General features: G+C 62.5%; 24 protein-coding genes. 12 read left to right on the forward strand and 12 right to left on the reverse strand.

Annotated elements, in window-relative coordinates:
- Window positions 1-423: 423 nt before the first annotated feature.
- The 3 genes from V1290_RS20945 to V1290_RS20955 form a co-directional block, all read right to left on the reverse strand.
- Complete coding sequence (locus V1290_RS20945; RefSeq protein WP_334366164.1) at window positions 424-2,037, reverse strand: benzoate-CoA ligase family protein; 1,614 nt, start codon at window positions 2,035-2,037, stop codon at window positions 424-426.
- Complete coding sequence (locus tag V1290_RS20950) at window positions 2,034-3,173, reverse strand: FAD-dependent monooxygenase (protein ID WP_334366165.1); 1,140 nt, start codon at window positions 3,171-3,173, stop codon at window positions 2,034-2,036. Before V1290_RS20950 ends, V1290_RS20945 begins: the two co-directional genes overlap by 4 nt.
- Before the next feature lie 217 nt (window positions 3,174-3,390).
- Entirely contained in the window at window positions 3,391-3,600 is a 210-nt protein-coding gene (locus V1290_RS20955; protein WP_334366166.1) for a hypothetical protein, read from the reverse strand.
- A 230-nt stretch (window positions 3,601-3,830) separates the two neighbouring features.
- On the opposite strand from V1290_RS20955, the gene V1290_RS20960 reads away from it, so the two are divergent.
- Window positions 3,831-4,190 (forward strand): hypothetical protein, encoded by a 360-nt coding sequence (locus V1290_RS20960; protein WP_334366167.1) that lies wholly within the window; start codon window positions 3,831-3,833, stop codon window positions 4,188-4,190.
- A 44-nt stretch (window positions 4,191-4,234) separates the two neighbouring features.
- Here the strand turns inward: V1290_RS20960 and V1290_RS20965 are convergent, their stop codons facing one another.
- Window positions 4,235-5,101 (reverse strand): hypothetical protein, encoded by an 867-nt coding sequence (locus tag V1290_RS20965; RefSeq protein WP_334366168.1) that lies wholly within the window; start codon window positions 5,099-5,101, stop codon window positions 4,235-4,237.
- Window positions 5,102-5,226: 125 nt separating this feature from the next.
- Window positions 5,227-5,400, reverse strand: coding sequence for a hypothetical protein (locus V1290_RS20970; RefSeq protein WP_334366169.1), 174 nt, complete (start codon window positions 5,398-5,400; stop codon window positions 5,227-5,229).
- Here V1290_RS20970 and V1290_RS20975 point away from each other — a divergent pair.
- Window positions 5,393-6,499 (forward strand): efflux RND transporter periplasmic adaptor subunit, encoded by a 1,107-nt coding sequence (locus V1290_RS20975; RefSeq protein WP_334366170.1) that lies wholly within the window; start codon window positions 5,393-5,395, stop codon window positions 6,497-6,499. The genes V1290_RS20970 and V1290_RS20975 overlap by 8 nt on opposite strands.
- 9 nt (window positions 6,500-6,508) lie before the next feature.
- A complete protein-coding gene (locus V1290_RS20980) occupies window positions 6,509-9,676 on the forward strand; it encodes an efflux RND transporter permease subunit (protein ID WP_334366172.1) in 3,168 nt (1,055 codons plus the stop codon).
- Between the two features lie 162 nt (window positions 9,677-9,838).
- On the opposite strand, the gene V1290_RS20985 is transcribed toward V1290_RS20980, so the two are convergent.
- The 3 genes from V1290_RS20985 to V1290_RS20995 all read right to left on the reverse strand — a co-directional run bounded on the left by V1290_RS20985 (window position 9,839) and on the right by V1290_RS20995 (window position 13,237).
- On the reverse strand, window positions 9,839-10,840 hold the full coding sequence (locus V1290_RS20985) for an NADP-dependent oxidoreductase (protein ID WP_334366173.1): 1,002 nt from the start codon (window positions 10,838-10,840) through the stop codon (window positions 9,839-9,841).
- 82 nt (window positions 10,841-10,922) lie between these two features.
- Entirely contained in the window at window positions 10,923-12,239 is a 1,317-nt protein-coding gene (locus V1290_RS20990; protein WP_334366174.1) for a bifunctional folylpolyglutamate synthase/dihydrofolate synthase, read from the reverse strand.
- Window positions 12,239-13,237 carry a hypothetical protein gene (locus V1290_RS20995; RefSeq protein ID WP_334366175.1) on the reverse strand — a complete coding sequence of 333 codons (999 nt, stop codon included), beginning with the start codon at window positions 13,235-13,237 and terminating at the stop codon, window positions 12,239-12,241. The genes V1290_RS20990 and V1290_RS20995 overlap by 1 nt, the downstream gene beginning before the upstream one ends.
- Window positions 13,238-13,526: 289 nt before the next feature.
- On the opposite strand from V1290_RS20995, the gene V1290_RS21000 reads away from it, so the two are divergent.
- Entirely contained in the window at window positions 13,527-14,300 is a 774-nt protein-coding gene (locus tag V1290_RS21000) for a ferredoxin--NADP reductase (protein WP_057841999.1), read from the forward strand.
- A 429-nt stretch (window positions 14,301-14,729) separates the two neighbouring features.
- On the forward strand, window positions 14,730-16,361 hold the full coding sequence (locus V1290_RS21005; protein ID WP_334366176.1) for an FMN-binding glutamate synthase family protein: 1,632 nt from the start codon (window positions 14,730-14,732) through the stop codon (window positions 16,359-16,361).
- 34 nt (window positions 16,362-16,395) lie between these two features.
- Here the strand turns inward: V1290_RS21005 and V1290_RS21010 are convergent, their stop codons facing one another.
- The 4 genes from V1290_RS21010 to V1290_RS21025 all read right to left on the reverse strand — a co-directional run bounded on the left by V1290_RS21010 (window position 16,396) and on the right by V1290_RS21025 (window position 20,441).
- Complete coding sequence (locus V1290_RS21010; protein WP_334366177.1) at window positions 16,396-16,746, reverse strand: DUF3147 family protein; 351 nt, start codon at window positions 16,744-16,746, stop codon at window positions 16,396-16,398.
- Between the two features lie 17 nt (window positions 16,747-16,763).
- On the reverse strand, window positions 16,764-18,767 hold the full coding sequence (locus tag V1290_RS21015) for a carbohydrate porin (RefSeq protein ID WP_334366178.1): 2,004 nt from the start codon (window positions 18,765-18,767) through the stop codon (window positions 16,764-16,766).
- A gap of 441 nt (window positions 18,768-19,208) precedes the next feature.
- Window positions 19,209-19,466 carry a hypothetical protein gene (locus V1290_RS21020; RefSeq protein ID WP_028351026.1) on the reverse strand — a complete coding sequence of 86 codons (258 nt, stop codon included), beginning with the start codon at window positions 19,464-19,466 and terminating at the stop codon, window positions 19,209-19,211.
- Window positions 19,467-19,619: 153 nt separating this feature from the next.
- The gene (locus V1290_RS21025; protein ID WP_334366179.1) at window positions 19,620-20,441 is read right to left on the reverse strand and encodes a creatininase family protein; all 822 of its coding nucleotides are present in this window, start codon (window positions 20,439-20,441) and stop codon (window positions 19,620-19,622) included.
- A 140-nt stretch (window positions 20,442-20,581) separates the two neighbouring features.
- Between V1290_RS21025 and V1290_RS21030 the strand changes: the two genes are divergently transcribed.
- The 7 genes from V1290_RS21030 to V1290_RS21060 all read left to right on the forward strand — a co-directional run bounded on the left by V1290_RS21030 (window position 20,582) and on the right by V1290_RS21060 (window position 26,731).
- A complete protein-coding gene (locus tag V1290_RS21030; RefSeq protein ID WP_334366180.1) occupies window positions 20,582-21,601 on the forward strand; it encodes an ABC transporter substrate-binding protein in 1,020 nt (339 codons plus the stop codon).
- A gap of 6 nt (window positions 21,602-21,607) precedes the next feature.
- Window positions 21,608-22,420, forward strand: a complete 813-nt coding sequence (locus tag V1290_RS21035; protein WP_334366181.1) for an ABC transporter ATP-binding protein — start codon at window positions 21,608-21,610, stop codon at window positions 22,418-22,420.
- Window positions 22,417-23,205 (forward strand): ABC transporter permease, encoded by a 789-nt coding sequence (locus tag V1290_RS21040; RefSeq protein ID WP_334366182.1) that lies wholly within the window; start codon window positions 22,417-22,419, stop codon window positions 23,203-23,205. The genes V1290_RS21035 and V1290_RS21040 overlap by 4 nt, the downstream gene beginning before the upstream one ends.
- The gene (locus V1290_RS21045) at window positions 23,205-24,194 is read left to right on the forward strand and encodes a 2-hydroxyacid dehydrogenase (protein WP_334366183.1); all 990 of its coding nucleotides are present in this window, start codon (window positions 23,205-23,207) and stop codon (window positions 24,192-24,194) included. Before V1290_RS21040 ends, V1290_RS21045 begins: the two co-directional genes overlap by 1 nt.
- Complete coding sequence (locus V1290_RS21050; RefSeq protein ID WP_334366184.1) at window positions 24,194-24,895, forward strand: AprI/Inh family metalloprotease inhibitor; 702 nt, start codon at window positions 24,194-24,196, stop codon at window positions 24,893-24,895. Before V1290_RS21045 ends, V1290_RS21050 begins: the two co-directional genes overlap by 1 nt.
- A 128-nt stretch (window positions 24,896-25,023) precedes the next feature.
- A complete protein-coding gene (locus V1290_RS21055; RefSeq protein WP_334366185.1) occupies window positions 25,024-25,422 on the forward strand; it encodes a YciI family protein in 399 nt (132 codons plus the stop codon).
- 31 nt (window positions 25,423-25,453) lie between these two features.
- Entirely contained in the window at window positions 25,454-26,731 is a 1,278-nt protein-coding gene (locus tag V1290_RS21060; protein ID WP_334366186.1) for an RNA polymerase sigma factor, read from the forward strand.
- The last annotated feature ends 2 nt before the right edge of the window (window positions 26,732-26,733 follow it).

Raw genomic sequence — 26,733 nt, forward strand, 5'->3', positions numbered from 1 at the left:
GGCAGGCTGTGGCTGCAGCCTAAGGCCACAACTGATATCAGTGGTTATGGGTCCCTGCGTTCGCAGGGACGACAGCGAGTTTGCGAAGGGACGGGCGGTCGATGCCAGAAACTCCGCTGTCGTCCCGGCCTTGAGCCGGGACCCATAACCACAAATATTTGTGTTGGGGCAGGCTGTGGCTGCAGCCTAAGGCCATAACCGATATCAGTGGTTATGGGTCCCTGCGTTCGCAGGGACGACGTCGAGTTTGCGGAGGGACGGGCGGTCGATGCCAAAAACTCCGCTGTCGTCCCGGCCTTGAGCCGGGACCCATAACCACAAATATTTGAGTTAGGCAGGCTGTACCTGCAGCCAAAGCCATAACTGATATCAGTGGTTATGGGTCCCTGCGTTCGCAGGGACGACAGCGAGTTTGCGGATGGATTACATCCTCATCAACGCCTGCCGGTCGATCTTGCCAGTGCCGGTCTTCGGCAGTTCCTCGATGAAGGTGATCTCGCGCGGATATTTGTAAGGCAGCAGCTTTGCCTTGACGTAATCCTGCAGCTTCTTCGTCGCATCATCGCTGTCGAACTCGCCCTTGTTCATCACCACCACCGCCTTCAGGGTCATCCGGCGGTCCGGCAGTTCAGCCGCAAACACCGCGCATTCCCTGATGTCGGGATGCTCAGCAAGACAGAGCTCGACCTCCAGCGGATAAACCCATTGGCCTGATATCTTGACCAGGTCGTCGGCGCGGCCGCGGAAGAAATGGAAGCCATCGGCATCGCGCACGAAACGGTCGCCGGTGTAGATCCAGCCACCCTCGCGAATGGTCTCGGCGGATTTGTCCGGCCGGTTCCAGTACAGCGGCGTGTTGGAATCGCCGCGGACCCACAAAATCCCCTCTTCGTTGTCGGCGACTTCGCGGCCGTCCTTGTCCCTGAGCAGGATTTCGTAGCCGGGCACGCGCAGGCCCGCGGCGCCGAGTTTTCTCTTCTCGGGAAGGTTGGAGAGATAGATGTGCAGGACTTCCGTCGAGCCGAGCCCTTCGATGATCTCGAGCCCCGTCAGCTTCTTCCAGCCGTTGAACACTTCCGCCGACAACACTTCGGCCGCCGACAGCGCCATCCGCAGCGACGAGAAATCGGTTGCCGCCGCACCCTCGGCCTTGGTCAGCGAGGTGTAGAGTGTCGGCAATCCGTAGAACACGGACGGCCGATACTTTTCGATCGCCTGAAAGATCGTGGCCGGCTTCGGTTGTCCCGGCAGCAGCAGCGTCGCCGCGCCGACCGAGAACGGGAAAGTGATGGCGTTGCCGAAGCCGTAGGCGAAGAAAATCTTCGGCACCGAGAAGCAGATGTCGTCGGGCCCGAGCTTGAGCACGCTGCGGGCAAACGCCTGCTCGCTATAGGCCATGTCGTGCTGCAGATGCACGATGCCCTTGGGGCGGCCGGTCGAGCCCGAGGAATACATCCAGAACGCCATCTCGTCGCGGTGGGTGTCGGCTTCCGGAAGATCGGTGGCGAAGTCTTGCAGCCAGTTCGCCGCGTCGACAGTGTTCGGCACGGCGTGCTCGCCGGCTGCGCCATTGACCACAACAAGGGTTTGCAGCGGCGTATCCTTGCAGGCCTCCGCGTTGAACCGCGAGGTAAACTCGGCCTCCGCGACCGCTACCTCTGCGCCCGCGTCCGAGAGATAGAACTGCAGGAGGTCCGGCGGCGTCAGCGTGTTGATCAACAGCGGCACGAAGCCCGAGCGCACCGCGCCGAAAAACGCCGCCGGGTAGGCCGGCGTGTCGTCGAGGAACATCAAGATGCGGTCGCCGCGCTTCAAGCCCAGCGACTGAAGGCCGTGGCCCCATTGTGCTGCCTCGGCGCAGAGCTCTGCATAAGTGCGCGTGCCGCCGGGGCCGGTCAGCGCCAGCCGGTTGCCGCGGCCGGCCGCGAGATTATCGAACAGGATGCGGCTGGCGTTATAGCGTTCCGGGATCGCAAAGCCGATCTCGCGCGCGCCCGGATTGTCGCGGGGGACCAAATCGGAAATCTCTGACGTCATGCCTGGCTCCCGATCTTCTTCGCCGCCTCGTAACGCCTCATGAATTCCGGCGACATCGCGCGCAGCCGCGCGTCGGCGATCCGCCCGGAGCGGGTGATGTAGCTGTAGGCAAAATCCATCAGGTCGAGCTTCATGTGTTCGGGGAAATGTTCGTACCAGTCGGCGCTGGTGCGCGCCGCGGCCACCAGCTTCTGCACGATCGGCTTGCGCTCGGCCTGGTAGCGGGCGAGGCCTGCGGGAATAGCATTTTCCGCCTCCAGCGCTTTGGTTAGCGCGATCGCATCTTCGATGGCGAGCCGCGTGCCTGAACCGATCGAGAAATGCGCGGTGTGCAAGGCGTCACCGATCAGCACCATGTTGCGGTGTGACCAGTTCTCGTTCCAGATCCAGGGGAAATTGCGCCACACCGATTTGTTCGAGACCAGCGAGTGGCCGTCGAGAGTATCCGCGAATATTTCCTCGCAGATCGCCTGCGACTGTTCGATCGTCTTGTGCTCGAAGCCATAGGCCTGCCAAGTCGCCGCATCGCATTCGACCAGGAACGTGCTCATGGTGGGCGAATAGCGGTAGTGGTGCGCGTTGAAGAACCCCAGATCGGTCTTCACGAACGTCTGCGACAACGTGGCAAAGCGTTTGCTGGTGCCGTACCAGGCGAATTTGTTGGTCGAGTGCGAAACCGAGGCGCCGAATTCCTTCTCAAACCCGCGGCGCGCCAGCGAGTTCAGCCCGTCGGCGGCAACGATCAGGTCGTATCCGCCGAGTTCGTCGATCGACTGGATCGTGGTGTCGTATCGCGCCGCCACGCCTGCCGCGCGCACGCGCTGCTGCAGGATGGTCAAAAGTTCAAGCCGGCCGATCGAGGAGAAGCCGATCCCGTCGATCTCGACACTCTCACCACGCAAATTGAGCGTGATGTTCTTCCAGCTCTCCATCCGTGGTGTGATGGCGTCGACCGTCTCGGGGTCGTCGGCACGCAAAAAATCCAGCGCCTGTTCGGAGAACACCACGCCAAACCCCCAGGTCGCGCCTTCGGGGTTCTGCTCGAACAGATCGATCTGTGCGCCCGGGTGACGGCGCTTCCAGAGATAGGCGAAATAGAGGCCGCCGGGGCCTCCGCCAATGACGGCGATACGCACGTCTTCCTCCCAATCGACAGTATACTTACTAATTTGATGGGAGACTAATCCGCGCCGGAAAATTGCGCTACAGAAAAATGATGACGGGCGCGCGGTTCCAGGTCCGGTCACCCACCGGTGTCCATGGACTGTTTCAGCCGCGCCGGGGTGTCCGCGAACGGTTGTCCGCTCTGCGGCAACTCCGGCTCGACCAAGCCTGCGACGAAGCGCGCAGGGTTCAGGTGCAGCGGCGAACCTTCGCGCCGTTCACCCACACGGTCCTGCAAACCACAGCCGGTTTGCGCACGACGACCGCGCCGCGCGCTCCGGCGCAGCCGGCGCGATAGACGCCCTTGGCGCATACAGCGGCGTTGGTTTCAGTCGATTCAAGGGTCATGGCGGTGCCGAACGCGAAGAGGGCGGATGCAATGATCAGCAAATAACGCATGTCGGTCTCCCGGACTGGTACTGGTTGATGTTCAGGTATTGAAAGTTTCCTTTTGAAGGCTTTCTTCGGAAAGTTTTGCGGATGCTATCGCGTCGGCTTTGCGTGCCGATCTCGTTTTTCGTTGCCGGAGTATCCGCGGATCGGGCTGGCTGCCCTTCTTGCGTCCTGATCGCGGACCCGCTGTAGTGAAGCTCCCATTCATCGCCGCAAGGATAACCCAAGGAGAACTCATGGCGCAGGTCAGAGCCAAATGGCTGGCGTTCTATTCCGAACATGTCGAGCCGGTCTCCAAGGAAATATTCTCTCACGTCGAGAAGATGATCATCGGGACGTTGATCATATCCGCCGGTGCCCACGTATCGAGCAGCGAGCCGGCGGTCGTCCTGTTCGGCTATCTGCGCCACGGTCTCGTCGGCCGCGGCGTCATGCTGTTCGGTGTTGTCCTCCTGCTGCTGAACTTCGTTGACGGTCTCTACAAGCTGGCCAAGCTCAACTGGCACGTCGCGTATCAAATCCTGATGACGATCCTCTATGTCGCCCTGTCGGTACGGCTCATTCAGCTCATCCTCGCCTTTCGCGGCGGTGAATGATCGGCGATCCCCTGATCACCCCGGAGATCGCCGAAGGCGCGTGATTATCGTGCCGCGAACTGTGACAGCACGTCCTTGCAGGCCGGCGAAAGCTGGGCGGCGTTGGTCGCAAGACACTGCACGATCCGGCCACCGCCAGCGGGCACGCCGCCGCAAATCGAGCGCACGTCGGCGCCGCAGGCCGATCGCAGCACGAACAGTTCTTCACGGGGCCGCATCGGCCGCAGCACGATCACGGTCGGCGCCGCCGTTGGCGCTGCGGTAGCCGCGGCTCCCGCTGCGGCCGGAGCAGCGGCTGCTGGCGCAGGTGCCGCAGGTGCCGCGCCACCGCCGCTCGCGGCAGCGACGGCCTTCTCGCAAGCAGCCGAGAGTTTCCCCTTGTTCTTTTCCAGGCATTGCACTGCCGGCGCGCCGCCGGTCGGCACGCCCGCACAGACTTTCGGATAGTCGGAGCGGCATGCGCTGCGGATCGCGGAAACCTGGGCGCTGGACGGTTGCCCGGCAGCAGGGGCGGCGGCGGCCTTTGGCTCAGCGGACTTGGCCGGCGCCGCGGTTGCGGCAGCAGGCGCTGCGGATTTCGGTGCTGCTGTCTCGGCCGGCTTGGCGGGTTCGGCGGGCTTAGCCGCCTCCGCCGGCTTGGCAGGCGCGGCTGCCGGTGCTTCCACCGCGCGCACCGCGCTCTGGCAGCTCGATGAAAGGCTCGACATGTTCTTCTGCAGGCATTGCAGCGCGGCCTCGCCGCCCGGCGGCACGCTGGAACAACGCGCCATGTAATCGGAGCGGCACTGCGACTTGATCGCGTCGCGTTGCGCCTGGCTCGGCGCCTGCGCAAGCACGGGTGCTGCAATTGCGAATGTCGCGGCTGCCAGTAATGGTCCAAGCTTTCTCGCGCGCGTCACCGTGTTGATCATTTGAATAAATCCTTTGTCGTCGCCGGAAGCCGCCGCTCCAACCGAAGTGAAATGTGCTTTTCAGAAAAAATCGGGTCGTATCATTTTCGCTTTCCAGTTCCGCCGCAAGCGGATTGTTGCTATTTTCATGGGATGGCGGAAAGCCGATTTCCGAATAAAGCCTTTTCGAGAACAAGACCGATTGAGGCACCAAAAATGAAGGCTTCGCGTTCGCCTGCACGCTTGAGATCACACGACACCGCCGCGCAAAAAGGTGCTGCCGCCTGCCGCGCAGCTTTCGCCGTTGCTGCGATGGGCATCTTAAGTGCCTGCGAACAAAATACTTTTGTCCCGCCTCCGCCGCCGAAGGTCGAAGTTGCGCCGCCCCTGCAGCGCCCTTTCACGCGCTACCTGGAAGCGACCGGCAATACGGCGGCGATCAAGAATGTCGATCTGGTCGCGCGCGTGCAGGGCTTTCTGCAATCGATCAACTACACGGACGGCGCCTACGTCAAAGAAGGCACATCCCTGTTCACGATCGAGCCGGACACCTACAAGCTGAAGCTCGAACAGGCGCAGGCCGCGGAATCCGGCGCGCAGGCCTCGGTGCGACAGACCGAGGCGGATTTCAAGCGCCAGCAGGAGTTGGTGCAGCGGCAGGCCGTTTCCCAGGCCACGCTGGATAATTCCACCGCGGCCCGCGACAATGCGCAGGCGAGCCTGCTGCAGGCCCAGGTCAATACCAAGATCGCGGCAGTCAACTACGGCTACACCAATGTGGTCGCGCCGTTCGACGGCGTCGTCAGTGCGCATCTCGTCTCCGTCGGCGAACTCGTCGGCGCCTCGTCGCCGACGCAACTCGCTACCATCGTGGCGCTCGACCCGATCTATGTGAATTTCAACGTCAACGAACAGGACGTGCTGCGGATCCGCGAGGAAGCGCGCCGGCGCGGCCTGACGCCCGATGATCTCAGGCAAGTACCGATTGAGGTCGGATTGCAGACCGAGACCGGCTTTCCGCACCAGGGCAAGCTCGACTATGCCGCCACGACGCTGAATCAGTCGACCGGCACGCTGCCTGTGCGCGGCGTGCTGCCCAACGCGGACCGCGCGCTGCTGCCGGGATTCTTCGTCCGAATTCGCGTGCCTTTGGACCAGGTGCAGAACGCGCTGCTCGTGCCCGACGTCGCGCTCGGCAGCGATCAATCCGGACGTTATGTGCTGGTCGTGAACGGCGAAAATGTCGTCGAGCAGCGCAAGGTGCGCGTCGGACCGCTGGAAGGCGAACTACGCGTCATCGAGGAGGGCCTCAAGCCCGATGACCGCGTGATTACCGCCGGGCTGTTGCGTGCAATCCCCGGCCAGAAGGTCGATCCGCAAGTGAAAACAGTCGAAGCGCAGCCGGCGTCGGCCAAGTAGGAGCCGGCCATGATTTCAAAATTTTTCATCGAGCGGCCCGTTCTTTCCAACGTCATCGCGATCCTGATGATCCTGATCGGCGGCGTCTGCCTGTTCCGGCTCGCGGTTGCGCAATATCCCGATGTCGTGCCGCCCACGGTGCAGGTCACCACCCGCTATCCCGGCGCCAGCGCGAAAACCGTGATCGACACCGTGGCGCTGCCGATCGAGCAACAGGTCAACGGCGTCGAGGACATGCTTTACATGCAGTCCTACAGCGGCGCCGATGGCTCCTACTCGCTGACGGTCACCTTCAAAATCGGCACCGACCTCAACTTCGCTCAGGTGCTGGTGCAGAACCGGGTCTCGAGCGCGCTCTCGCAACTGCCGCAATCGGTGCAGAACCAGGGCGTCATCGTGCAGAAGAGGTCGACGGCGATCCTCTTGTTCGTGACGCTGACATCGCCGAAAGCGACCTATGACAGCCTGTTCCTGAGCAATTACGCCACCATCAACATTCGCGACGAGCTGTCGCGCCTACCCGGCGTCGGCAATGTCACCGTGTTCGGGGCCGGCCAGTATTCGATGCGGGTCTGGCTCGATCCGAACAAGCTGCAGGCGCGCAACCTGATGCCGCAGGACGTGATTTCGGCGGTCCAGCAGCAGAGCCAGCAGGTCACCGCAGGCCAGGTCGGGGCGCCGCCGGCGCCTGCAGGGCAGGCGTTTCAATATACGCTGAATGTCAGCGGGCGGCTCGACGACGTCAGCGAGTTCGAGAACGTGATCGTCAAGACCGGCAACAGCGGCGACGTCACCCGTGTGCGCGATGTCGGTTGGGTGGAACTCGGTGCCCAGACCTACAGCCAGATGTTCTCGCTCAACAACAAACCGGCCACCGGCATCGGCGTGTTCCAGTCGCCGGGCGCCAACGCGCTCGAGGTCGAGCAGGCGGTTCAGAGAAAAATGGCGGAGTTGGCGAAGGGATTCCCACAGGACATCAAGTACGACACGCCGTTCGACACCACCAAATTCGTCTCCGAATCGATCAACGAGGTCTACAAGACACTTATTGAGGCCGGCTTGCTTGTGCTCGTCGTGATCCTGATCTTCCTGCAGGACTGGCGCGCGATGCTGGTGCCGGCGACGACGGTGCCGGTGACGATCATCGGCGCGTTCGCGGCGATGGCGGCGCTCGGCTTCACCGTCAACATCTCGACGCTGTTTGCGATCGTGCTCGCGATCGGCATCGTGGTGGATGACGCCATCGTCGTTGTCGAAGGCGCAGCCCATAATATCGAGAAGGGAATGTCCGGCCATGACGCCGCGATCAGCGCGATGGACGCGCTGTTCGCGCCGATCATCGGCATCACGCTGGTGCTGGTCTCGGTGTTCTTGCCGTCAGCGTTCCTGCCGGGCTTGACCGGGCGGATGTATGCCCAGTTCGCGCTGGTCATCGCCGCCACCGCGCTGCTCAGTGCCATCAATGCGGCAACGCTGAAGCCGACGCAGTGCGCGTTGTGGCTGCGCCGGCCCGCGCCGCCGGAACAGCGCAACTTCTTTTACCGGGGTTTCAACGCGGTCTATAACCGCCTAGAGGCCTGGTATAGCCGGCTGATCAGCCGGCTGGTCGCGCACAGCAATATCTCGGTGATCTGCGCGCTGATCCTGATCGCGATCGGCGGCTATGGCCTGTCGCGGGTGCCGACCGGCTTCATCCCGATCGAGGACCAAGGCTATCTGCTGGTGGCGGTGCAATTGCCGGATGGCGCGGCGCTCGACCGCACTCAGCGTGTACTCACCCGCGTCAGCGACATCACCAGTAAAACCGCGGGCGTCGAGCAGGTGATCACGATCGCGGGCATTTCCGCGCTCGACAATTCCTCCAGCCTCGCCAATGCCGGCGTGGCCTATCTGATCCTCAAAGAGTGGAGTGCGCGCGGCGAGGGCGAGGATCTGCGGTCGCTGTTCGTCGGCCTGAACGAAAAACTGTCTGTGATCGAGGAGGCGCGGATCCTGGTGGTCCCGCCGCCGCCGATCCAGGGAATCGGCAATGCCGCCGGCTTTGCGATGCAGGTGCAGCTCCGCGACGGCAATTCCGACTTCAGCAAGCTGCAGGCAATCACGGGCGCGATGGTTTCCAATGCGGCGTCGCAAAGCGCGCTGCAGCGGGTCAGCTCGCCGTTCCGCTCGACGGTGCCGCAGTTCGACGTCGAGGTGGACCGGGTCAAGGCCCAGACCATGCATGTCACGACCGACCAGGTCTTCTCGACATTGTCATCCTACATGGGGTCGAGCTACGTCAACCAGTTCAACAAGTTCGGCCGCACCTTCCAGGTCTATGCGCAAGGAGATGCGCAATTTCGCCTGACGCCGCGCGACATCGAAAGGCTGACGGTGCGCAACAGCCAGGGCGACATGATCCCGCTCGGCGCGGTGGCGAAGATCACGCCGGCGGTCGGGCCGTCGCTGATCAGCCTGTATAATCTCTATCCATCGGCCACCATCATCGGGCTGCCGGCCACGGGCTACAGCTCCGGCCAGTCGATGAATCTGATGGAAGAGATCGCCGCCAAGACGCTGCCGCCGGGCACCGGCTTCGAGTGGACGGCGATGTCGTACCAGGAGAAGGTCGTCGGCGGCCAGATCTACTGGGCGTTTGGTCTCGCCCTGCTGCTGGTGTATCTCGTGCTGGCCGGACAATATGAGAGCTGGTACGCGCCGGTCTCGGTCATTCTCGCGGTGCCGTTGTCGCTGCTCGGGCCGATGCTGGTGCTGAGCGGGCTGAGGATCGAGAACAACCTCTACACCCAGATCGGCATTATTTTGTTGATCGCGCTGTCGGCCAAGAACGCCATCCTGATTGTCGAGGTGGCGCTCGAGCTCCACATGCGCGACCGCAAGCCGCTGTTGGAATCCGCCGTCGAGGCAGCGCGGGCCCGTTTCCGTCCGATCCTGATGACGTCGTTCGCCTTCATCCTCGGCGTCGTGCCCTTGGTGCTAGCCACCGGCGCCGGCGCCAATGCGCGGAAGTCGATCGGCATCACCGTGTTCTCGGGCATGCTGGCGTCAACCTGCCTGGCCGTGCTGTTCGTGCCGACGTTCTTCGTCGTGATCCAGCGGTTCGAGAACTGGCTGAAGGAGCGGAAGGTAAAGAAGGCGGGGATGAAAGCGGCGCCGCAAGCGCCGGCGGCGCATTAGTCAACAATTTATCCGTCGTCCCTGCGAACGCAGGGACCCATAACCACAGGTTTTCATGGTTATGGCGAGCTGGAGCTCCAGCTCGTCGCCAAACTCGATGCGGTGGCTATGGGTCCCGGCTCGCGCTTCGCTTCTTGGCCGGGACGACGGCTGATAGAGAGTCTACACCTTCACCATGCGCTTGCCGCGGTTCTCGCCGGCGAGCAGGCCGATCAGCGCCTTCGGCGTGTTCTCGATTCCGTCGATCACGTCCTCCTGCACCTTCAATTTGCCGGAGGCGACCCAGGACTGCAGATCGGCCAGCGCCGCAGCGCTCTGGTCCATAAAGTCCATCACGATGAAGCCCTGCATGACGAGGCGCTTCACCACGATCAGGCCGGGCACGCCGCGCGGACCGTGGGCCAATGGCACGCCGTCATATTGCGAAATCGCGCCGCAGCAGGCGATGCGGCCGCGGTTGTTCATCAGTGAAAGGCAGGCTTCGAGAATCTCGCCGCCGACATTGTCGAAATAGACGTCGATGCCCTTCGGCGCGGCTGATCGCAGCGCCTTGAAGGTGGCGCCGTCCTTGTAATCGACCGCGGCGTCAAAGCCGAGTTCGGACGTGAGCCACTGACACTTGTCCTTGCCGCCGGCAATGCCGATGACGTTGCAGCCCTTGATCTTGGCGATTTGTCCGACGATCGATCCGACGGAGCCGGCGGCAGCCGACACGACGACGGCCTCACCTTGCTTCGGCTTGCCGACATGCAGGAGACCAAAATAGGCAGTGAGGCCGGCGATGCCGTAGACGCTGAGCAGATGCGTCATCGGCTCCATCTTCGGCATCTTGTTCAGATGCTTTGCCGGCACGGCGGCATAATCCTGCCAGCCGGTATCGCCGAATACGATATCGCCCGGCGCGAGGCTTGAAGCCCTGGAGGCGACGACCTCCGCGATGCTGCCACCAGCCATCACCGTGTTGGCCTCGACGGCGGCGCGATAGGTGGCGCCGTGCATCCACGCGCGGTTGGCGGCATCAAGCGAAATATAGCGCGTCCGCACCAGCGCCTCGCCATCCTTCGGCTCGGGCACCGTGCCCTGGACTATCTTGAAATGCTCCGGCCCGAGCTTGCCGGTCGGTTTCTCGACCAGCAGGATCTGACGATTGACGGTATCGCTCATGGTGTTTCTCCCTCGGTGTCGCATTCTGGCGCTTTCCGATGCCGCGGAAAGGTCGCTCGACTGCACGGATTGTGCGCCACGTTCAGAAAAAATCCAAATCCTCTGCGCGGCCGCCCTTTGCGACGGTTGCATATTCGATCGCCAGGAATAATCCACCCGCCACATACACTCTGCGCTTTTGTTCGAGAGCCATCTCCTGCGAGAGCCTCACGGCATCCGCGATTGTCGCCGCGACATGAAGGGTTGCTTCGGAATTGCCAAGCCGCGCGGCGGCCGCGATGGCCTGCGGGTCCGCGCCCTTGTGGTGCGCCGCCGTGCAGATGATCGTATCGAACGACGGCGCCAGTGCGCCGACGATCTCGTCGGCCTTCTTGTCGCGCGAGGCGCCAGTGACGAGAATCCAATCGTCGCGGCCGTGAATCGACATGAGGCTCGCCAGCGATTGCCGGATGCCGTCCGGCGTATGGCCGACGTCGATCACCGTGAGCGGGTCTTGCTCGATGACCTCCAGGCGGCCGGGCCAGCGGACATTGCGCAGGCCCGAACGGATGGCCGCTTCGATCCGTTCGGGAGCCTTGCGCGGCTGCTCGCGTTGCAGCCAGAGCAGGAACAAGGTCATCGCGATGGCGGCGTTGTTGAACTGAAACGCGCCGGGCAGGCCCAGCTCGATGTGACGAAAATCATGATAGCCGAACTGGAAATCGAAATGCTGCCCCGACGCGGATTGGGCCTCGTTGTCGACACTGATCTCGTCACGGACGAACAGTGGGCTGCAGCCGCGCCAGCGATGATACTCGACGAGATGTCGCCGCAGGTCGCGGCAGTTTTCACCATAGATAATCGTGCCGCCGGCGGCGCAGGCGTCGCTCTTGTCGGAGGCGATCAGTTCAAGCGAGTTGCCGAGCAGATCGACATGCTCGAAATCGACCGAGGTAACGCAAGTCTCGCGCGCGCCGATCAGGCGGACCGGATCATAGCGGCCGCCGATGCCGGCCTCGAACACCGCGAAATCGCATTCGCTCTTCTGGAAGTGCAAGCAGGCGAGCGCAAACAGCGCTTCGAAAGTACCGAATTGTTCACCGCGACGGCTCGAGACGTCGGCGACCACCGCCTCTACCTTACGCCTCAGAAGGGCGAGCGCGTCGTCGTCGATTTCGATGTTGTCGACCTGGATCCGCTCGTTGAAACGAAACAGATGCGGGGAAGTGAAGAGGCCGGTTCGGAGGCCGTAGTCGCGGCCAATGCTGGCAGCCATCGCCGCCGTGCTGCCCTTGCCGTTCGAGCCGGTCACCACGACCGAGACGCGCTGCAGCCACGCGCGATCGATTCTGAGCTCATTCAACAGTTCGCCCATGCGCGCGAGGCAGACGCCGTCGCCATATTTCGGCAGGTCGAACACTACAGCAATCCCATCGTCGAGAAGGTGTGATGCCAGATCTTCAGGATTAGGTCGCCGCGGTCGGAGACCTCCAGCAGCCGGATCGCCGGATTGGAGTTGACCTCGATGACTTGCATGGAATCCGGTTGGCCACCGATATCTACGAACATGTCGATGGCCGCTACGCGTAGTCCGATCGCGCGCGCAGCCTGCCGCGCCAGCACGATGGCCTGTTCGGACGGTCCATCCGCCAGCACCATCGTGCCGCCAGCACTGAGATTCATCCGCCCGGGGATCTCGCGCCGTTCGCCATTTGCCGGCACAGTGTCGAGTGTCGGGTCGTGATCGGGCAGCGAAGCCGGCGAAAGGCCGCGGGCCCGCAAAGCGTCATTATGGGCCGTCAGCAGTTCGCGGAACGTACGCACGCCATCGCCCGAGATGAACGGCGGGCGTTTTCGCGCGCAGTAGAGCGCGTCATCGTCGAGCAGGAAAACGCGATACTCGGTGCCATCGACGATCGGCTGGATCAGAACGGCGTCATAATACTGCATCACCGCATCGAGATAGCGAACGAGCGCCGCTTCGCCGTGGACAGCTTGCGCGAAATCGCCGCGCGCTCCGGTGAGCGGCTTGACGAAGGCCGATCCACCCAATGCCTTGAAGCAGGCAATCGCGTCGCTGCGTTCATGGCCCGCCGGGCGATGCGCGCGGTGGCGATCGTGCAGGAAGAAATACTCGCCGCCGAGCGCGGGCACGCCGGCGTCTCGCAGAATCCTGCTGGCAAAGAACTTGTCCGACGCCAGCGTCGAAGCCGTCGCATTGTTCTGCGGATACCAGGAGCATCGGCCGGCGCCGAAATGAAGCAGCCTGTCGCGCGAGGCGATGCTGAAGATCAATCCCGAGCCGCCGTCGAGGTCGCGAAATGTCAGCCCGAATTCGGCAGCAGCAAACTCTGCATAAACCGCCTGGTCCGGATAGAAGCCCGGTTTTCCCTTTCGAAACTCAGTTGGGCTTCGCATGCGATCTCTTTTGAAACGTTGTTAATTCGACGTAGTCTTTTATTGCCAGATCGGCGCCGAATTCAGCAAGTTAATTGCGCGAGAAAGCGTTAACGAAGGCGATCGAACCTTTTTGCAAATTAGACCGACAGCCATTCCGAGTTCTCAATTGTGCTGCAGGTCATATTGACTATGTGTCTGCTGTGCGCAAATGAAGCGCCAAATCGCCGATGATTTCGCTGATTTTTGGCACTTTGAGGCCCAAAGACCGAAACGTTCTACATCGAGACGTCAGGAAAAACGAAAACACATGAGCGCGTTCTATAGAGAGAAAGTCCTTTCTGTCCGCCACTGGACCGATACGCTTTTCAGCTTCCGGGCCACCCGCGATTCCGGTTTCCGCTTCCAGAACGGCCAGTTCGCGATGATCGGCCTCGAGGTCGAGGGCCGGCCGCTGCTGCGCGCCTACAGCATGGCAAGCGCCAATCACGAGGAAGAGCTCGAGTTCTTCTCGATCAAGGTCGCGGACGGGCCGCTGACCTCGAAGCTGCAGAAGATCCGCGAGGGCGACGAGATTCTGGTCGGCCGCAAGGCGACCGGCACGCTGATCACCGACAATCTGATTCCGGGCAAGCGCCTGCTGCTGCTCTCGACCGGCACGGGCCTCGCGCCGTTCGCCAGCCTGATCAAGGACCCCGACGTCTATGAGCGGTTCGAGACCATCGTGCTCGTTCACGGCTGCCGTCAGGTCTCCGAACTTGCTTATGGTGAAGATCTGGTCGCCAAGCTGCGCGACGACGAGCTGTTCGGGCCGCTGCTGTCGGAGAAGCTGTTGTACTATCCGACCGTGACCCGCGAGCCGTTCCGCAATCGCGGCCGCATCACCGACCTGATCTCATCCGAGCAGTTGTTCAACGACATCCACCAGCCGCCGCTCAATATCGAGACCGATCGCATCATGATGTGCGGGAGCCCGGCCATGCTGGAAGAACTGAAGCAGATGTTCGAGTCCGGCGGCTTCATCGAAGGCAGCGGCAACACGCCCGGCCATTTCGTGATCGAAAAAGCGTTCGTCGAGCGCTGAGACTTCTTGTCCCGGACGCGGTGCAGCGCTTCTTCGGCGGTGCGCCGCAGAGCCGGGACCCCGCCGCCATGGATGGACCCCGGACCAGCAGCGCACCACGCCGCAAGTGCGGCGCGTTGCGCAGCATCCGGGGAACGTTACCTCCAATCTCCCTCACTGCTAAAACCACTCTCGGACGTCGCGCGGCTCGTTGCCCGCGACGGTTGATAGAGCGTGCGTGCCGGTGCGCGATGAGGTTGTGCGGCAAGGACTGCCACGCCATTACGCTGCACTGCAAAAAGGCGACAGGTTCATTCGGACCGGGAGCATCCCGTTTATTTTTCAAGCTGCCGTCACTTCCTTGAAGGTCGTTCCGTATATCGTGTAGCGCCCGTTCCGGCGATTGGACTAAGCTGCCGTCCGGCAAGGATAATTTGGGTGAGGGGTTCCATGGAAACGCTGCTGCTTCCGTTCTCGCCACGCTACATCGTGCTGACGATCTGCGCCGTCATCACGGCATTGCTGATCGGCATCGGGATCTTCGACAATAATCTGAAAGTGTGGGAGTTGCTGCTCCTGCCGATCGTGATCTTCGGCGCGTTTACATTGCTGGGCATTCGCGATCTCCTGCAGAAGAACCACGCAGTGTTGCGCAATTATCCGATCTCGGCGCACATTCGTTTTTTGCTCGAAGAAATTCGTCCGGAGATACGGCAGTACTTCTTCGAGAGCGAGAAGGACGGCAAGCCGTTTTCCCGCGACACCCGCGCTCTGGTGTATCAGCGTGCCAAGATGGAGCTCGACAAGCGGCCGTTCGGCACCCAGGAGGACGTCTATCGCGACGGCTACGAATGGATGCACCATTCGATGGCGCCGAAGTCTCGTGCCGTCGAGCAATTTCGCGTCACCATCGGTGGTCCGGATTGCACCAAGCCGTACTCGGCCTCGGTCTTCAACATCTCGGCGATGAGTTTTGGGGCGCTCAGCCCCAACGCCGTGCGGGCGCTGAACGCTGGTGCGAAAAAGGGCAGCTTTGCGCACGACACCGGCGAGGGTGGCGTCAGTCCTTACCACCGCGAGCACGGCGGTGACATCATCTGGGAAATCGGCTCGGGCTATTTCGGCTGCCGCAACCGCGACGGCACATTCAACCCGGAAGAATTTGCCCGCGTCTCCAGCGGCGATCAGATCAAGATGGTCGAACTCAAGATCAGCCAAGGAGCCAAGCCCGGACATGGCGGGGTCCTTCCGGCGGCCAAGGTCTCCGAAGAGATCTCCAAAATTCGCGGTATCCCCATGGGCGAGGATTGCATTTCGCCGGCCACGCACCGCGCGTTCTCGACGCCGCTGGAAATGATGGTTTTCATCGGCGAGATGCGGCGACTATCCGGCGGCAAGCCGGCCGGGTTCAAGCTGTGCGTCGGCCATCCCTGGGAATTCCTGGCGATCTGCAAGGCGATGCTGCAAACCGGGATATATCCTGATTTCATCGTGGTGGACGGCAATGAAGGCGGCACCGGTGCTGCGCCGCTGGAATTCATGGACCATTTGGGTATGCCGATGCGGGAAGGCGTCAATTTCGTCCATAATGCACTGATCGGCATCAATGCGCGTGACCGCGTCAAGATCGGTGCCGCCGGCAAGATCGCGACCGCATTCGACATGGCGCGTGCGATGGCGATCGGCGCCGACTGGTGCAATTCTGCGCGCGGGTTCATGTTCGCGCTCGGCTGCATCCAGTCGCTGAGCTGCCATACCGATCGATGCCCGACTGGCGTGAGCACCCAGGATCCGCTCCGCGCCCGCGCGCTGGTGGTGCCGCACAAGATTGAGCGGGTCTACAACTATCATCACGCCACCCTGCACGCCCTGTCCGAGCTTATCGCCGCGGCCGGCCTCGACCATCCGCGGCAATTGCGGCCGATCCACTTCTCGCAGCGATCCTCCACGAATGACACGTTGTCATTCGCGCAACTCTATCCGTCGCTGCGTCCGGGCGAGTTGATCGAAGGCACCCAGGATCCGCGCTTCCGCGATGCATGGGCGATGGCGCGCGCAGATTCGTTTCAGCCGGCGGGATAAAATCCTAACAGTTTCCCGGCTGCCGCCTGCCGCTTCAAAGGCGAATGCCGAATTTGGCGAGCATCCAGGCGGTGAGGAAGTAAAGAGCAATCGTCACCGCGCAGCCGGCGGCGAGGCTGGGCCAGAAGCCCACGCCCGCCCTGAGCAGCGCCGGCAACATCAGGAACAGCGGTAGCGACGGCAGCACGTACCAGAACGTCGATTCCGCCACACCGGCAATGCGCTCCGCATCGCCGGTGTCGTGCCAGAGCCACAGGAAGCTCAACAGCGAAAGCAGCGGCAGCGACACGATGAGCGCAGCGAACGCCGGGCTGCGCTTGGCGATTTCCGACACCGCCGCGATGATAATGCCGGACAGGGCGCATTTGATCACGAAGTAGAGCATGGGGTGCCTCAAGGGCACTAGAACTCTCCGTGCAGCCTGCCGGAGAACACATGGACCGGGCCGCGGTCGGCATTGTAGGCGGGATTGGTGATGAACTGGTAGTCGGCGGTGAGCGTGAAGTTCTTGTCGATGGCGTAGGCGTAGTAGGTCTCGAGGATTCGTTCGTTGCTGTAGTTGAGACGGCCGTCGCCGATCAGCAGGCCGAGACCGCCGGCCGCCAGGAAATCGCGGTGCGCGCTAGAGAGACCATTGATTGCGCCGCCCAAACCGAATGTATCGCTCGGGCGTCCCCAATAGCTGCCCTTGACTGACAGGCCTGCCGAGACGCTGCGGTCGATGTCGGTAAAGGACAGGATTTCGTTGCGGCCGTCGTTCCAGCTCGCGCGGGCGAACACGCCGACATTATTCATGATCTGTTGTTCGGCGTTGACGTAGAAACCGTATTTCAGGTTTTCGCGCCGGATGCTGGGCATGATGTCGTTGATGTCGAGCGTCGGATCTGCGGCGCTGATCGCCAGCGCATTGCGGTAGTTGCCGGTATTGCCGCGATTGGCGAAGATGCCGAGCCGCAATTTGCCGGGCTGATCGAACACAGTGTGACGTTCTTCGAATTCGACAACAGCTCCGCCGGTCTTGAAGGTGAGGACATCGCTGTTGGGAGCAGAGGGCACCTGAAACACGCCCGCGCGCACGGCCCAGTCCTTGCGATTGAGTTCGACCACCGCGCCGCGGGTAAATCCGGGGAGATCGGCCGGAAAGTCATAGGCCGCGGACGCCCACATTGCCCAGTTCATGAAATCCACACGCGGGTCTTTTGCGTAGGAATTGCCGTCAAAAAAATCTCCGACGGCAAATCGCCCGACCGTCACCGTGATCCGGTCGATGTCGCGCTTGCCCGGCAACTGATTGGCCGCATCGGCCACTTCTTCCTGTTCGCCGCCCAGCCCGAACGTCTGCCGGAAGTAATAGCGCTGTGCGCGGAATCTCGGATATTCGGCGCCGCCTTTTTGCGCTTCGCCGTTTGAAAAACCTGCCAGGCCTAATGTGCCGCCGATTCCGAAGCCCTGCGCAAGCTCCGGACCAAAATAGAACTCTCCGCCGTCCCACAACCGCCAGCCGAGAAAGGCTCCGACCGTCCAGGTCTCTCTGACGCGTCCGGCGCCCGGTAGGCTGTTCGTACCTTGATACGGCGAGCGGAAGCTTGGATAGCCCTGCGGAAGGAATGTCGTCTGGGCGTGGACGTTCCAGTCCTTGGACGCGGGAGGGGTGGGTGGCCTGATGGCGTAATCGCTCGATGTCGCAGAACCCGGCCCGTCCCAGATCTTGTAGTTCAATCCGAGCTTGACCGTATGGACCTTGGGATCGACCCTGACGTCCGGCAGCGGCACGTCCGCAAGCCCATAGGCTCGGGCTCCCAGATCGATGTAGTCGTATTCGAGTTTTGCGCTCCATCTGGCGTCGGCGGCATACTCGACGCCAGCGCCTGCGGTCCAGCCGAGATGTGTATGCCCGCGCGTAGATAACACGCTTCCGTCGACATCATTGATGTCGACATGGGTCCGGGCCCAGGCGACGCCGCCGGTCACATAGGGCAACAGCGTTCCGAAGGCGTAACCGACGCGGCCCCGGGCCGTGGCAATATAGTCGAAGGTCGTGTTGAAGGGAGCCGGCGCAAGCCTCGGACGATCCAGCGTGCTCAGGAACGAAACATCCGCTTCGCCCCCCAACACCAGGTTGTTCGGGAGCTGAAAATTGTAGCCGGCCTGATAGCCGCCGATCAGGCCGGTGATGCTGTGGGGAAAAAACACGCCTTGCAGCGGCAGGGGATTGGTATCAGGGCCAAAGCTGCCTCCGCCATAACCGACATGGCCGCCGAGATAGAAGCCGCTCCAGTTGTAGACGGCGCTCAGCGCCGGTGCCTTCAACGGCATATCTGCAGCGGTGGCAACGCCGTCGAATGCGAGCAGGCTCAGGCCTACGCCTGCCAGCAGATACTCGCGGGATCGGCTGCGACGGGTCATCGTGTGGGTACTCTGGGCGCTAACGTTCCGGCGATCGCTCTTATCACTGCAGATTTGCCGGCGCGCTACCACCAAAGAGATCGCCTGAAATCATCGGCCCAGCCTCTTTTTGTGGATTAGCGGCTGTTCCCGGCCGAAGCCGGATCGAGCAGGAGCGCAATCCGCTTTGCGAGCTTTGTTGGGAACAATTCGCAATTGCAAGAAGCATTGAACTGCTTCGTCTAAATGACATCGTTACGTGACATGGCTGCAACATCGGCCGGTGCGCCGAGATTCAAAAAGGTGACCCGCCCCGGGGGGCAACCGGGCGGGTCGGGTGCGGCACGGGGTGGATGAGGCGCCCGTGCCGGACGCTGATCCACGAGAAGCGCTTTCAGGGTCTGAAGTGGTTTGCCTGCAAGGAAATCGCTTCTCAAACAGCAACCAAGTCAGCCGCAGAAATCAGTAAGCGCAGGTCCGGACGCGGCCGATGTAGTTGCCGAAAGCGTCGAACTGGCGAACCCAGCCGCAGCGGCGATAGCCGTCATAGTAGTAATGGGGACCCGAAGCTGCGATGGCAGTGCCGACGATGGCTGCGCCAACGAGGCCGGCGCCGACACCCCAGTGCAGCGGCTTGGCCTGAGCCTGGGTGGAAGCCATGCCGCCGGTAACGGCAAGGGTAGCGAGAGCGAGAGCGGCGAACTTGGTCTTGATCGACATGGAAGTCTCCATCCTTAAGTTAAGCGGCCATTGTGGTCCGCATGCCCAGTTGGACGGAGCACGTTGAAAGGCGGTTCGAGGCGGCAGCCGGAAATATGGTTTCGTCGTTTATTTCTTCGATATTTCAGATGGTTAGGAGAATAAATCGCGATTTTATGCTTTACGAAGAAACAATTCCGGATCGAATTTGTCGACGTCATCGAGCAGTTCGCAGAACGCCCGCGCGCCGTGATCGAGCAGTTGTTCGCCCTTCTCCGCAGTGGCTTTGGTGGCGTCGCCCACTGCGCCGCTTTCGTTAAGGTCCTGCGCCTGCCACGCGAAAGGGACTGGCCGATGCGCCGAGAGCCAACGAAATTTTTTCTCCATCGCGATGCTGGCGGGGCGAAAATCGGCGATCGCCTCGCTCCGCACCGTGTGCGGATAGCGCGCCAGCATGATGGAGGTCTCGACCGCGCCGCCGTGAATGCCGTGACGCAGCTCTTCGGCCGAAAACAATCCATCCGGCGCGCCGAAGCGCGACCAGCTCGTGGTCACCACGAGCAGCCCGTGATGGGCGCGCAGATCCTGCGCGACCAGCGACATCGCCGCGCTGTTGCCGCCATGGCTCGTCACGATCACGAACTTGCGGATGCCGGCTTGCGCAACGCGCTCGCCGGTCGCCATCCACTCCTTCAATGCGGCTTCGGTCGGCAGCGTCAGCGTGCCCGGAAAATCGATGTGCTCGGTGGAAATGCCGACCGGCTGCAGCGGCAGAAAGGTGACGGGCAGCGCGACCGGCAGCAGCTCGCGCACCCGCGCCAGATAGGCCTCGCCGATCAGGACATCGGTTTCCAGCGGCAGATGCGGGCCGTGCTGCTCGGTGGCTGCCAATGGCAGCACCGCGATCCAGCGCGCGGCGTCGGCCTTAGCGCCATTCTTGGCAATGTCGGACCAGCGGATGTCGGTCCAGTCGCGGGGCGGAACGGTCGAGGCCATCGAGCGAAGCGTTTCTTTGGATGAATTTGCAGGGTAGTTTGTTAGATAGTCCGGGAACGGTCCGATCCCCGGACAAAACCTCCTGGGGACGTTGTCCTTAGTCTCTCATCATGGGCCAGAATGATCGACGGAGTCCAACCATGAACCCGGCCTTTTTGCTGCGAGCGTTAACCGCAGGTCTTCTGGCGTTGGCCGCAGGACCGACGCAAGCGCGTGCCGAAACCCTCGACAAGGTATCGTTCGGAACCAACTGGGTCGCGGAGGCCGAGCATGGCGGCTTCTTCCAGGCGGTCGCCGACGGCACCTACAAGAAATACGGCCTCGATGTCACCATCGTTCCCGGCGGGCCCAACACCAACAACCGCATTCTGCTGACCGCCGGCAAGCTCGACTTCTTCATGAGCGCGAACACGCTGCAATCGTTCGACGCCGTTGCCAACAACGTGCCGCTGATTGCGGTCGCCGCGACCTTCCAGAAGGATCCGCAGGTATTCCTCACGCATCCGGAAACCAGGATTGCAAAACTCGAAGATCTCAAGCCGCTGACGCTGCTGGTGTCCAAGGAAGGTGTCGCGAGCTACTTCCAGTGGTTGAAGTCTGAATATGGGTTCAGCGAGAGCAAGGTAAAGCCCTACACCTTCAATCCGCAGCCTTTCATCGTGAACAAGCAGAGCGCGATGCAGGGTTACGTTACCTCCGAGCCCTACGCCGTCGAGAAGGCAGCCGGCTTCAAGCCTGGCGTGATCCTGCTCGCCGATCACGGCTTCAACGCCTATTCGACGCTGATCGAGACCCGCCGCGAGATCGTCGACAAGAAGCCGGATCTGGTGCAGCGCTTTGTCGATGCCTCCGTCATCGGCTGGTACAACTATCTCTACGGCGACAATTCCGCCGGCAACGCGATGATCAAGAAGATCAACCCCGAAATGACCGACGAGCTGCTCAGCTATTCCGTCGCCAAGATGAAGGAATACGGCATCGTCGATTCCGGCGATACGTTGCGCGACGGCATCGGCGCCATGAACGACGCGCGCGTGGCGAGCTTCTTCGACAAGATGGTGCGGGCCGGCGTGGTTCGCCGCGATATCGACTACCGCCAGGCCTACACGCTTCGCTTCGTCAACAAGGCCGTCGGTCTCGATCTGCGGCCGAAGAACTGACGCGAGATGGCCGGGCCCGCTTTGTCGGAGATGGATAGCGATGCGGCGGGCCTTGCCGTGCGTCTGCGCGCGGTGAGCAAGACCTATGACAATGGCGTGACCGCGCTGGGGCCGCTCGATCTTGATGTCGCAAAGGGTGACTTCGTCTCGCTGCTCGGGCCTTCCGGCTGCGGAAAATCCACCGCGCTGCGGCTGATCGCGGGGCTCGGTGCGCCGAGTGCGGGCACGGTGAGCGTTCCCCATCGCGCCAACAAGGCGGATGGGCGACATCCCATCGGTTTTGTGTTTCAGGAGCCCACGCTGATGCCGTGGGCGAGCGTGCGCGACAATGTTTGCCTGCCGCTGAAGCTTGCGCATGCGGCGCCGGCCGAAGCCGACCGGCGTATCGAGGGGGCGCTGGCGCAGGTTGGTCTTGCCGAATTCGCCGGTGCATACCCCCGCGAATTGTCGGGTGGCATGAAGATGCGGGTGTCATTGGCGCGGGCGCTGGTCACCGATCCGGACATTCTGCTGCTGGACGAGCCGTTCGCGGCGCTCGACGAGATCACGCGCTTTCGGCTCAACAACGATCTGCTGGCGCTGTGGCGGAAGCTGCACAAGACCGTCATTTTCGTCACCCACTCGGTATTCGAGTCGGTCTATCTGTCGCAGCGGGTGATCGTGATGACGGCGCGCCCGGGGCGCGTCAGTGCCGAGTTTCGCATCGCGACGCCGGAGCCGCGCGGCGAGGAGTTTCGCACCTCGGCCGACTATGCCGGCTATTGCCGCGAGGTCTCGAATGCACTGGCGCCTTCCTATTCCGGGCAGCCTAGCGCATGAGTTCCCTGCAGAACGTCGGCCGCATGCTGCTTCCCGTTGTCGTGCTCGCAGCGGGCCTGGCGTTGTGGGAATTCGTCGTCCGCGTCAACGATATCCAGCCCTACGTTCTGCCGAGCCCGACAACGGTTTTTCAGACGCTCGTCAGCGACTGGCCGGTGCTGTCGGAATCGCTGGGCGTCACCTTGCTCACCACGCTGGAAGGTTTCATCGCCGCAGCCGTCGGCGGCGTCGCGCTGGCGCTGGTGTTCAACCAATCGAAATGGCTGGAATATTCGCTGTTTCCCTATGCGGTGATCCTGCAGGTCACGCCGGTGATCGCAGTTGCGCCGTTATTGCTGATCTATCTGCCGCAGCAGACCGCGGTCATCGTCTGCGCCTGGATCGTCGGTTTCTTTCCGGTTCTGTCCAACACCACGCTCGGGCTGAATTCGGTGGACCGCAATCTGGCCGGACTGTTTCAACTCTACGGCGCGTCACGGCTTCAGACGTTGCGGTACCTGAAATTGCCGGCGGCGCTGCCTTATATTCTCGGTGGCTTGCGGATCGCGGGCGGCCTGTCGCTGATCGGCGCCGTGGTCGCCGAAATCGCCGCGGGCACGGCAGGCGCCGGCTCCGGCCTTGCCTTCCGGATCGCCGAATCCGGTTATCGCCTCAACATTCCCCGAATGTTCGCGGCGTTGTTGTTGCTGTCGGTGGCCGGGATTGTCATCTATGGGCTGCTGGCGCTAGTTTCGCATCTGGTACTACGGCGCTGGCATGAGAGCGCGCTTGGAAAGGAAAATTGATGGCTGCCGCGAATATTTCGTCCGAGAAGATCGATCTGTTGATCTACGGACCTGTCAGGCCGATCCTGGAAACCGGCTTTCCGGATCAGTACGTCCTGCATATGGCGGAGAGCCGGGCTGACCTCGAGCGCTTGACGCCCGATGCGGTCGCAAAAATCCGCGGCATGGCGGTCACCTACCACATGGTGCCGGCCGACGCGAAGGCGCTGTCGCAATTTCCGAAGCTTGAAATCGTCGCGAGCTTCGGCGTCGGCTACGACCACGTCGACTCGGCTTATGCGCGCGAGCACAATATCGTCGTCACCAACACGCCCGACGTGCTGACGGAAGAAGTCGCCGACGTTGCGATGGGGCTTCTGATCGCGACCTTGCGCGAATTCGTCAAGGCCGACCGCTATCTGCGCGCTGGCCAGTGGCAGACCCAGAACTATCCCTTGAGCGCCGGTTCGCTGCGCGACCGCAAGATCGGCATCGTCGGCATGGGTCGCATCGGACAGGCGATCGGCCGCCGGCTCGAGGCCTCGCGCGTGCCGGTTTGCTATCATTCACGCAATCCGTCGCCGGCCGTGTCCTACCAGCATTATCCCGATCTCCTGGAAATGGCGAAGGACGTGGACACGCTGGTCGTGATCGTGCCCGGCGGCGCCTCGACCGCCAAGATGATCAATGCCGAAGTGTTGCAGGCGCTGGGTCCGCGCGGCGTTTTGATCAACGTGGCGCGCGGGTCCGTCGTCGACGAGCCGGCGCTGGTCGCGGCGCTGAAATCCGGCACCATCCTCGCCGCCGGGCTCGATGTGTTCGCCAACGAGCCGAACGTGCCGGACGAGTTGATGGCCATGCAAAATGTCGTGCTGTTGCCACATATCGGCTCAGCTTCGGTGGTAACGCGCAACGCCATGGATCAACTGGTCGTCGATAACCTGAAAAACTGGTTTGCTGGCAAGGCGCCGCTGACGCCCGTTCCGGAAACCCCAGTGAAGGGACGCTGATGGTGCTTGGGCGTTCGGGCATTACGGCAGCAGCGCTGACAGTGCTGCTCGCGCTTGCGCCGCAGGTGGCGGCGCAGGATGCCGCGGCGCTGAAGAAGGAAATGATCGGGCAGTGGGAACTCGCCACCACCGAGCGCAGCAAGACTTGCGTCATCACGATGAAGGGCGATGCGACGCCGCAGGGGCTCAAGCTCGAGCTTGAGCCCGGTTGCGCCAAGGCATTGCCGTTCACCAAGGACATTACGGCCTGGAACATCAAGGGGCTGGACATCGTACGGCTCCAGGACGCGGCAGGCCAGCCGGTGATCGACTTCACCGAAGTCGAGAGCGGCATTTTCGAGGGCCTGCGGACCGGCGAGGGTGTCTACATCCTGCAGAACCTCGCGGCCGCCCGCTCGCTCGCCAAGTCGATGGACCAGATGATCGGCGACTGGTCGATGGTTCGCGGCAATGGGCAGACGGTCTGCGGCCTGACGCTGACCAACACCGAGGCGACCGGGGATAATTTCCAGGTGTTCCTGAAGCCGAAATGCGATCCGGGGGTTGCGGCCTTTGCGCCAAACCAGTGGCGGCTGGAGCGCGGACAGATGATCCTGATGTCGGCCAAAGGCGAGACCTGGCAATTCGAGGCCGACGACAATGCGCAGTGGCGGAAGGTGCCCGATACCGCCGATCCCCTGATCATGATCCGGGGACAGTAGCCGGTATCCCCGGGGGCCTGGATTTTTTTACAAGCGCATGTCGATCCGGCCGTGGCCGGATCGTCGTTCCCTGTAGCGAGACGGAATGGCCGGCCTGATGCCGCCAACTCGCAGCACAGGAGTTGTTCATGCGCTTCATGTCCATCGTTACCTCCCCGCAACCGATGAAGGCCCCGACGCCCGCCCTGATGGAAGCGATGGGCAAGCTTGCCGAACGCGAGATCAAGGCCGGCCGGATGATCGACATGGGCGGGCTGACCCCGTTGCAGCAGGGGGCGCGGGTCTCGATCGACGGCGGCAAGCTGCGAGTCACCGACGGCCCGTTCGTGGAGGCCAAGGAAGTGGTCGGTGGCTACGCCATCTTCGAGTTCCGCGACAAGGAGGAAGCGCTCGCCATGGCCCAGGAATTCATGCAGCTTCATCTCGACCACATGCCCGGCTGGGAAGGCACCTGCGAGCTGCGCGCCATGGCCGGCCACGGCCTGGAAACGACCTGCGGCGACGTCGAATCCCCCGCGCACGCCTGATGGCGCGGCATAGCCGATCTGGTCGGCGGCGATGACGGCCGCCGACGTCAATCGCACCATCCTCGCGGTCTGGCGCATCGAACAGCCGCGCCTGATCACGGGTCTGTCGCGAATGCTGCGCGACGTGCCGCTGGCGGAGGATTTGACCCAGGAAGCCTTGGTCGCGGCGCTGGAGCATTGGCCCGCCAGCGGCGTGCCGGAGAAGCCCGGGGCGTGGCTGATGGCGCTGGCCAAGCGCCGTGCGCTGGATCATCTGCGCCGCCGCAGCATGCTCGCGCGCAAGCATGAGATGCTGACGCGCGACCTCGAGCAGGAGCAACAGGCGATGCCGGATCTGGACGCCGCACTCGACGACGATATTGGTGACGAGTTGCTGCGGCTGATCTTCACCGCCTGCCATCCAAAACTGTCGCGCGAGGCGCGCGCGGCGCTGGCGCTCCGAATGATCTGCGGTCTGACCACGGAAGAGATCGCGCGCGCTTTCCTGCAGCCGGAAGCGACCATCGCCCAGCGCATCGTGCGGGCGAAGCGGACGCTGTCCGAATCCGGCCTAGCCTACGAAACGCCGCGCGGCGTGCAGCTTTCGGAACGGCTCGCCTCGGTGCTGGAGGTCGTCTATCTCATCTTCAACGAAGGCTATACGGCCGCCCGCGGCGACGAATGGCTACGGCCGCAGCTCTGCAACGACGCGCTGCGCATGGGCCGTGTGCTGACGCTGGTCGCGCCGCAGGAAGCTGAAGCCCACGGCCTGCTCGCGCTGATGGAGCTGAATGCTTCGCGCACCGCGGCGCGCACCGACCCAGCCGGCGATCCGATTCTTCTGATGGACCAGAACCGCGCGCTGTGGGACCGGCTGCAGATCCGCCGGGGATTGCTGGCGCTGGCACGAGCCTACGAGCTCGGCGGAGCGGGCGGATTCTATGCACTGCAGGCTGAGATCGTCGCCTGTCACGCCAGGGCCGTTACACCTGATGAAACCGAGTGGCCGCGCATCGCCGAGCTCTACGCCAAATTGGGCGCGCTGGTGCGCTCGCCGATCATCGAGCTCAACCGGGCCGTGGCTATCGGTATGGCCGAAGGGCCGGCGGCTGCGCTTGCGATCGTGGACGGATTGGCCGGCGAGCCCGCGCTGAAGACCTATCACCTGTTCCCAAGCGTCCGCGGCGATCTGCTGCACAAACTCGGCCGCGTTGCAGAAGCCCGCGCTGCGTTCGAGCTCGCGTCAACACTTGCAACCAACAAGCGCGAACGCGAATTGTTGCGGCGGCGCGCCACTGAGACGAGCAGTGGCGCGCCGAAGCCGTTCTGACT

The organism is Bradyrhizobium sp. AZCC 1578, from assembly GCF_036924675.1.
Taxonomy (GTDB): Bacteria; Pseudomonadota; Alphaproteobacteria; order Rhizobiales; family Xanthobacteraceae; genus Bradyrhizobium.

Excerpts from the sequence above, each read along its gene's own strand:
- V1290_RS20985 (WP_334366173.1), bottom strand. The coding sequence starts at position 10,840 with ATGAGCGATACCGTCAATCGTCAGATCCTGCTGGTCGAGAAACCGACC.
- V1290_RS21005 (WP_334366176.1), top strand. The coding sequence starts at position 14,730 with ATGGAAACGCTGCTGCTTCCGTTCTCGCCACGCTACATCGTGCTGACG.
- V1290_RS21060 (WP_334366186.1), top strand. The coding sequence starts at position 25,454 with ATGACGGCCGCCGACGTCAATCGCACCATCCTCGCGGTCTGGCGCATC.
- V1290_RS20965 (WP_334366168.1), bottom strand. The coding sequence starts at position 5,101 with ATGATCAACACGGTGACGCGCGCGAGAAAGCTTGGACCATTACTGGCA.
- V1290_RS21045 (WP_334366183.1), top strand. The coding sequence starts at position 23,205 with ATGGCTGCCGCGAATATTTCGTCCGAGAAGATCGATCTGTTGATCTAC.
- V1290_RS20995 (WP_334366175.1), bottom strand. The coding sequence starts at position 13,237 with ATGCGAAGCCCAACTGAGTTTCGAAAGGGAAAACCGGGCTTCTATCCG.
- V1290_RS21040 (WP_334366182.1), top strand. The coding sequence starts at position 22,417 with ATGAGTTCCCTGCAGAACGTCGGCCGCATGCTGCTTCCCGTTGTCGTG.
- V1290_RS21020 (WP_028351026.1), bottom strand. The coding sequence starts at position 19,466 with ATGTCGATCAAGACCAAGTTCGCCGCTCTCGCTCTCGCTACCCTTGCC.
- V1290_RS21015 (WP_334366178.1), bottom strand. The coding sequence starts at position 18,767 with ATGACCCGTCGCAGCCGATCCCGCGAGTATCTGCTGGCAGGCGTAGGC.
- V1290_RS20975 (WP_334366170.1), top strand. The coding sequence starts at position 5,393 with ATGGGCATCTTAAGTGCCTGCGAACAAAATACTTTTGTCCCGCCTCCG.
- V1290_RS21050 (WP_334366184.1), top strand. The coding sequence starts at position 24,194 with ATGGTGCTTGGGCGTTCGGGCATTACGGCAGCAGCGCTGACAGTGCTG.
- V1290_RS20945 (WP_334366164.1), bottom strand. The coding sequence starts at position 2,037 with ATGACGTCAGAGATTTCCGATTTGGTCCCCCGCGACAATCCGGGCGCG.
- V1290_RS21055 (WP_334366185.1), top strand. The coding sequence starts at position 25,024 with ATGCGCTTCATGTCCATCGTTACCTCCCCGCAACCGATGAAGGCCCCG.
- V1290_RS21030 (WP_334366180.1), top strand. The coding sequence starts at position 20,582 with ATGAACCCGGCCTTTTTGCTGCGAGCGTTAACCGCAGGTCTTCTGGCG.
- V1290_RS20970 (WP_334366169.1), bottom strand. The coding sequence starts at position 5,400 with ATGCCCATCGCAGCAACGGCGAAAGCTGCGCGGCAGGCGGCAGCACCT.
- V1290_RS20960 (WP_334366167.1), top strand. The coding sequence starts at position 3,831 with ATGGCGCAGGTCAGAGCCAAATGGCTGGCGTTCTATTCCGAACATGTC.
- V1290_RS21035 (WP_334366181.1), top strand. The coding sequence starts at position 21,608 with ATGGCCGGGCCCGCTTTGTCGGAGATGGATAGCGATGCGGCGGGCCTT.
- V1290_RS20955 (WP_334366166.1), bottom strand. The coding sequence starts at position 3,600 with ATGCGTTATTTGCTGATCATTGCATCCGCCCTCTTCGCGTTCGGCACC.
- V1290_RS21025 (WP_334366179.1), bottom strand. The coding sequence starts at position 20,441 with ATGGCCTCGACCGTTCCGCCCCGCGACTGGACCGACATCCGCTGGTCC.
- V1290_RS21000 (WP_057841999.1), top strand. The coding sequence starts at position 13,527 with ATGAGCGCGTTCTATAGAGAGAAAGTCCTTTCTGTCCGCCACTGGACC.
- V1290_RS21010 (WP_334366177.1), bottom strand. The coding sequence starts at position 16,746 with ATGCTCTACTTCGTGATCAAATGCGCCCTGTCCGGCATTATCATCGCG.
- V1290_RS20980 (WP_334366172.1), top strand. The coding sequence starts at position 6,509 with ATGATTTCAAAATTTTTCATCGAGCGGCCCGTTCTTTCCAACGTCATC.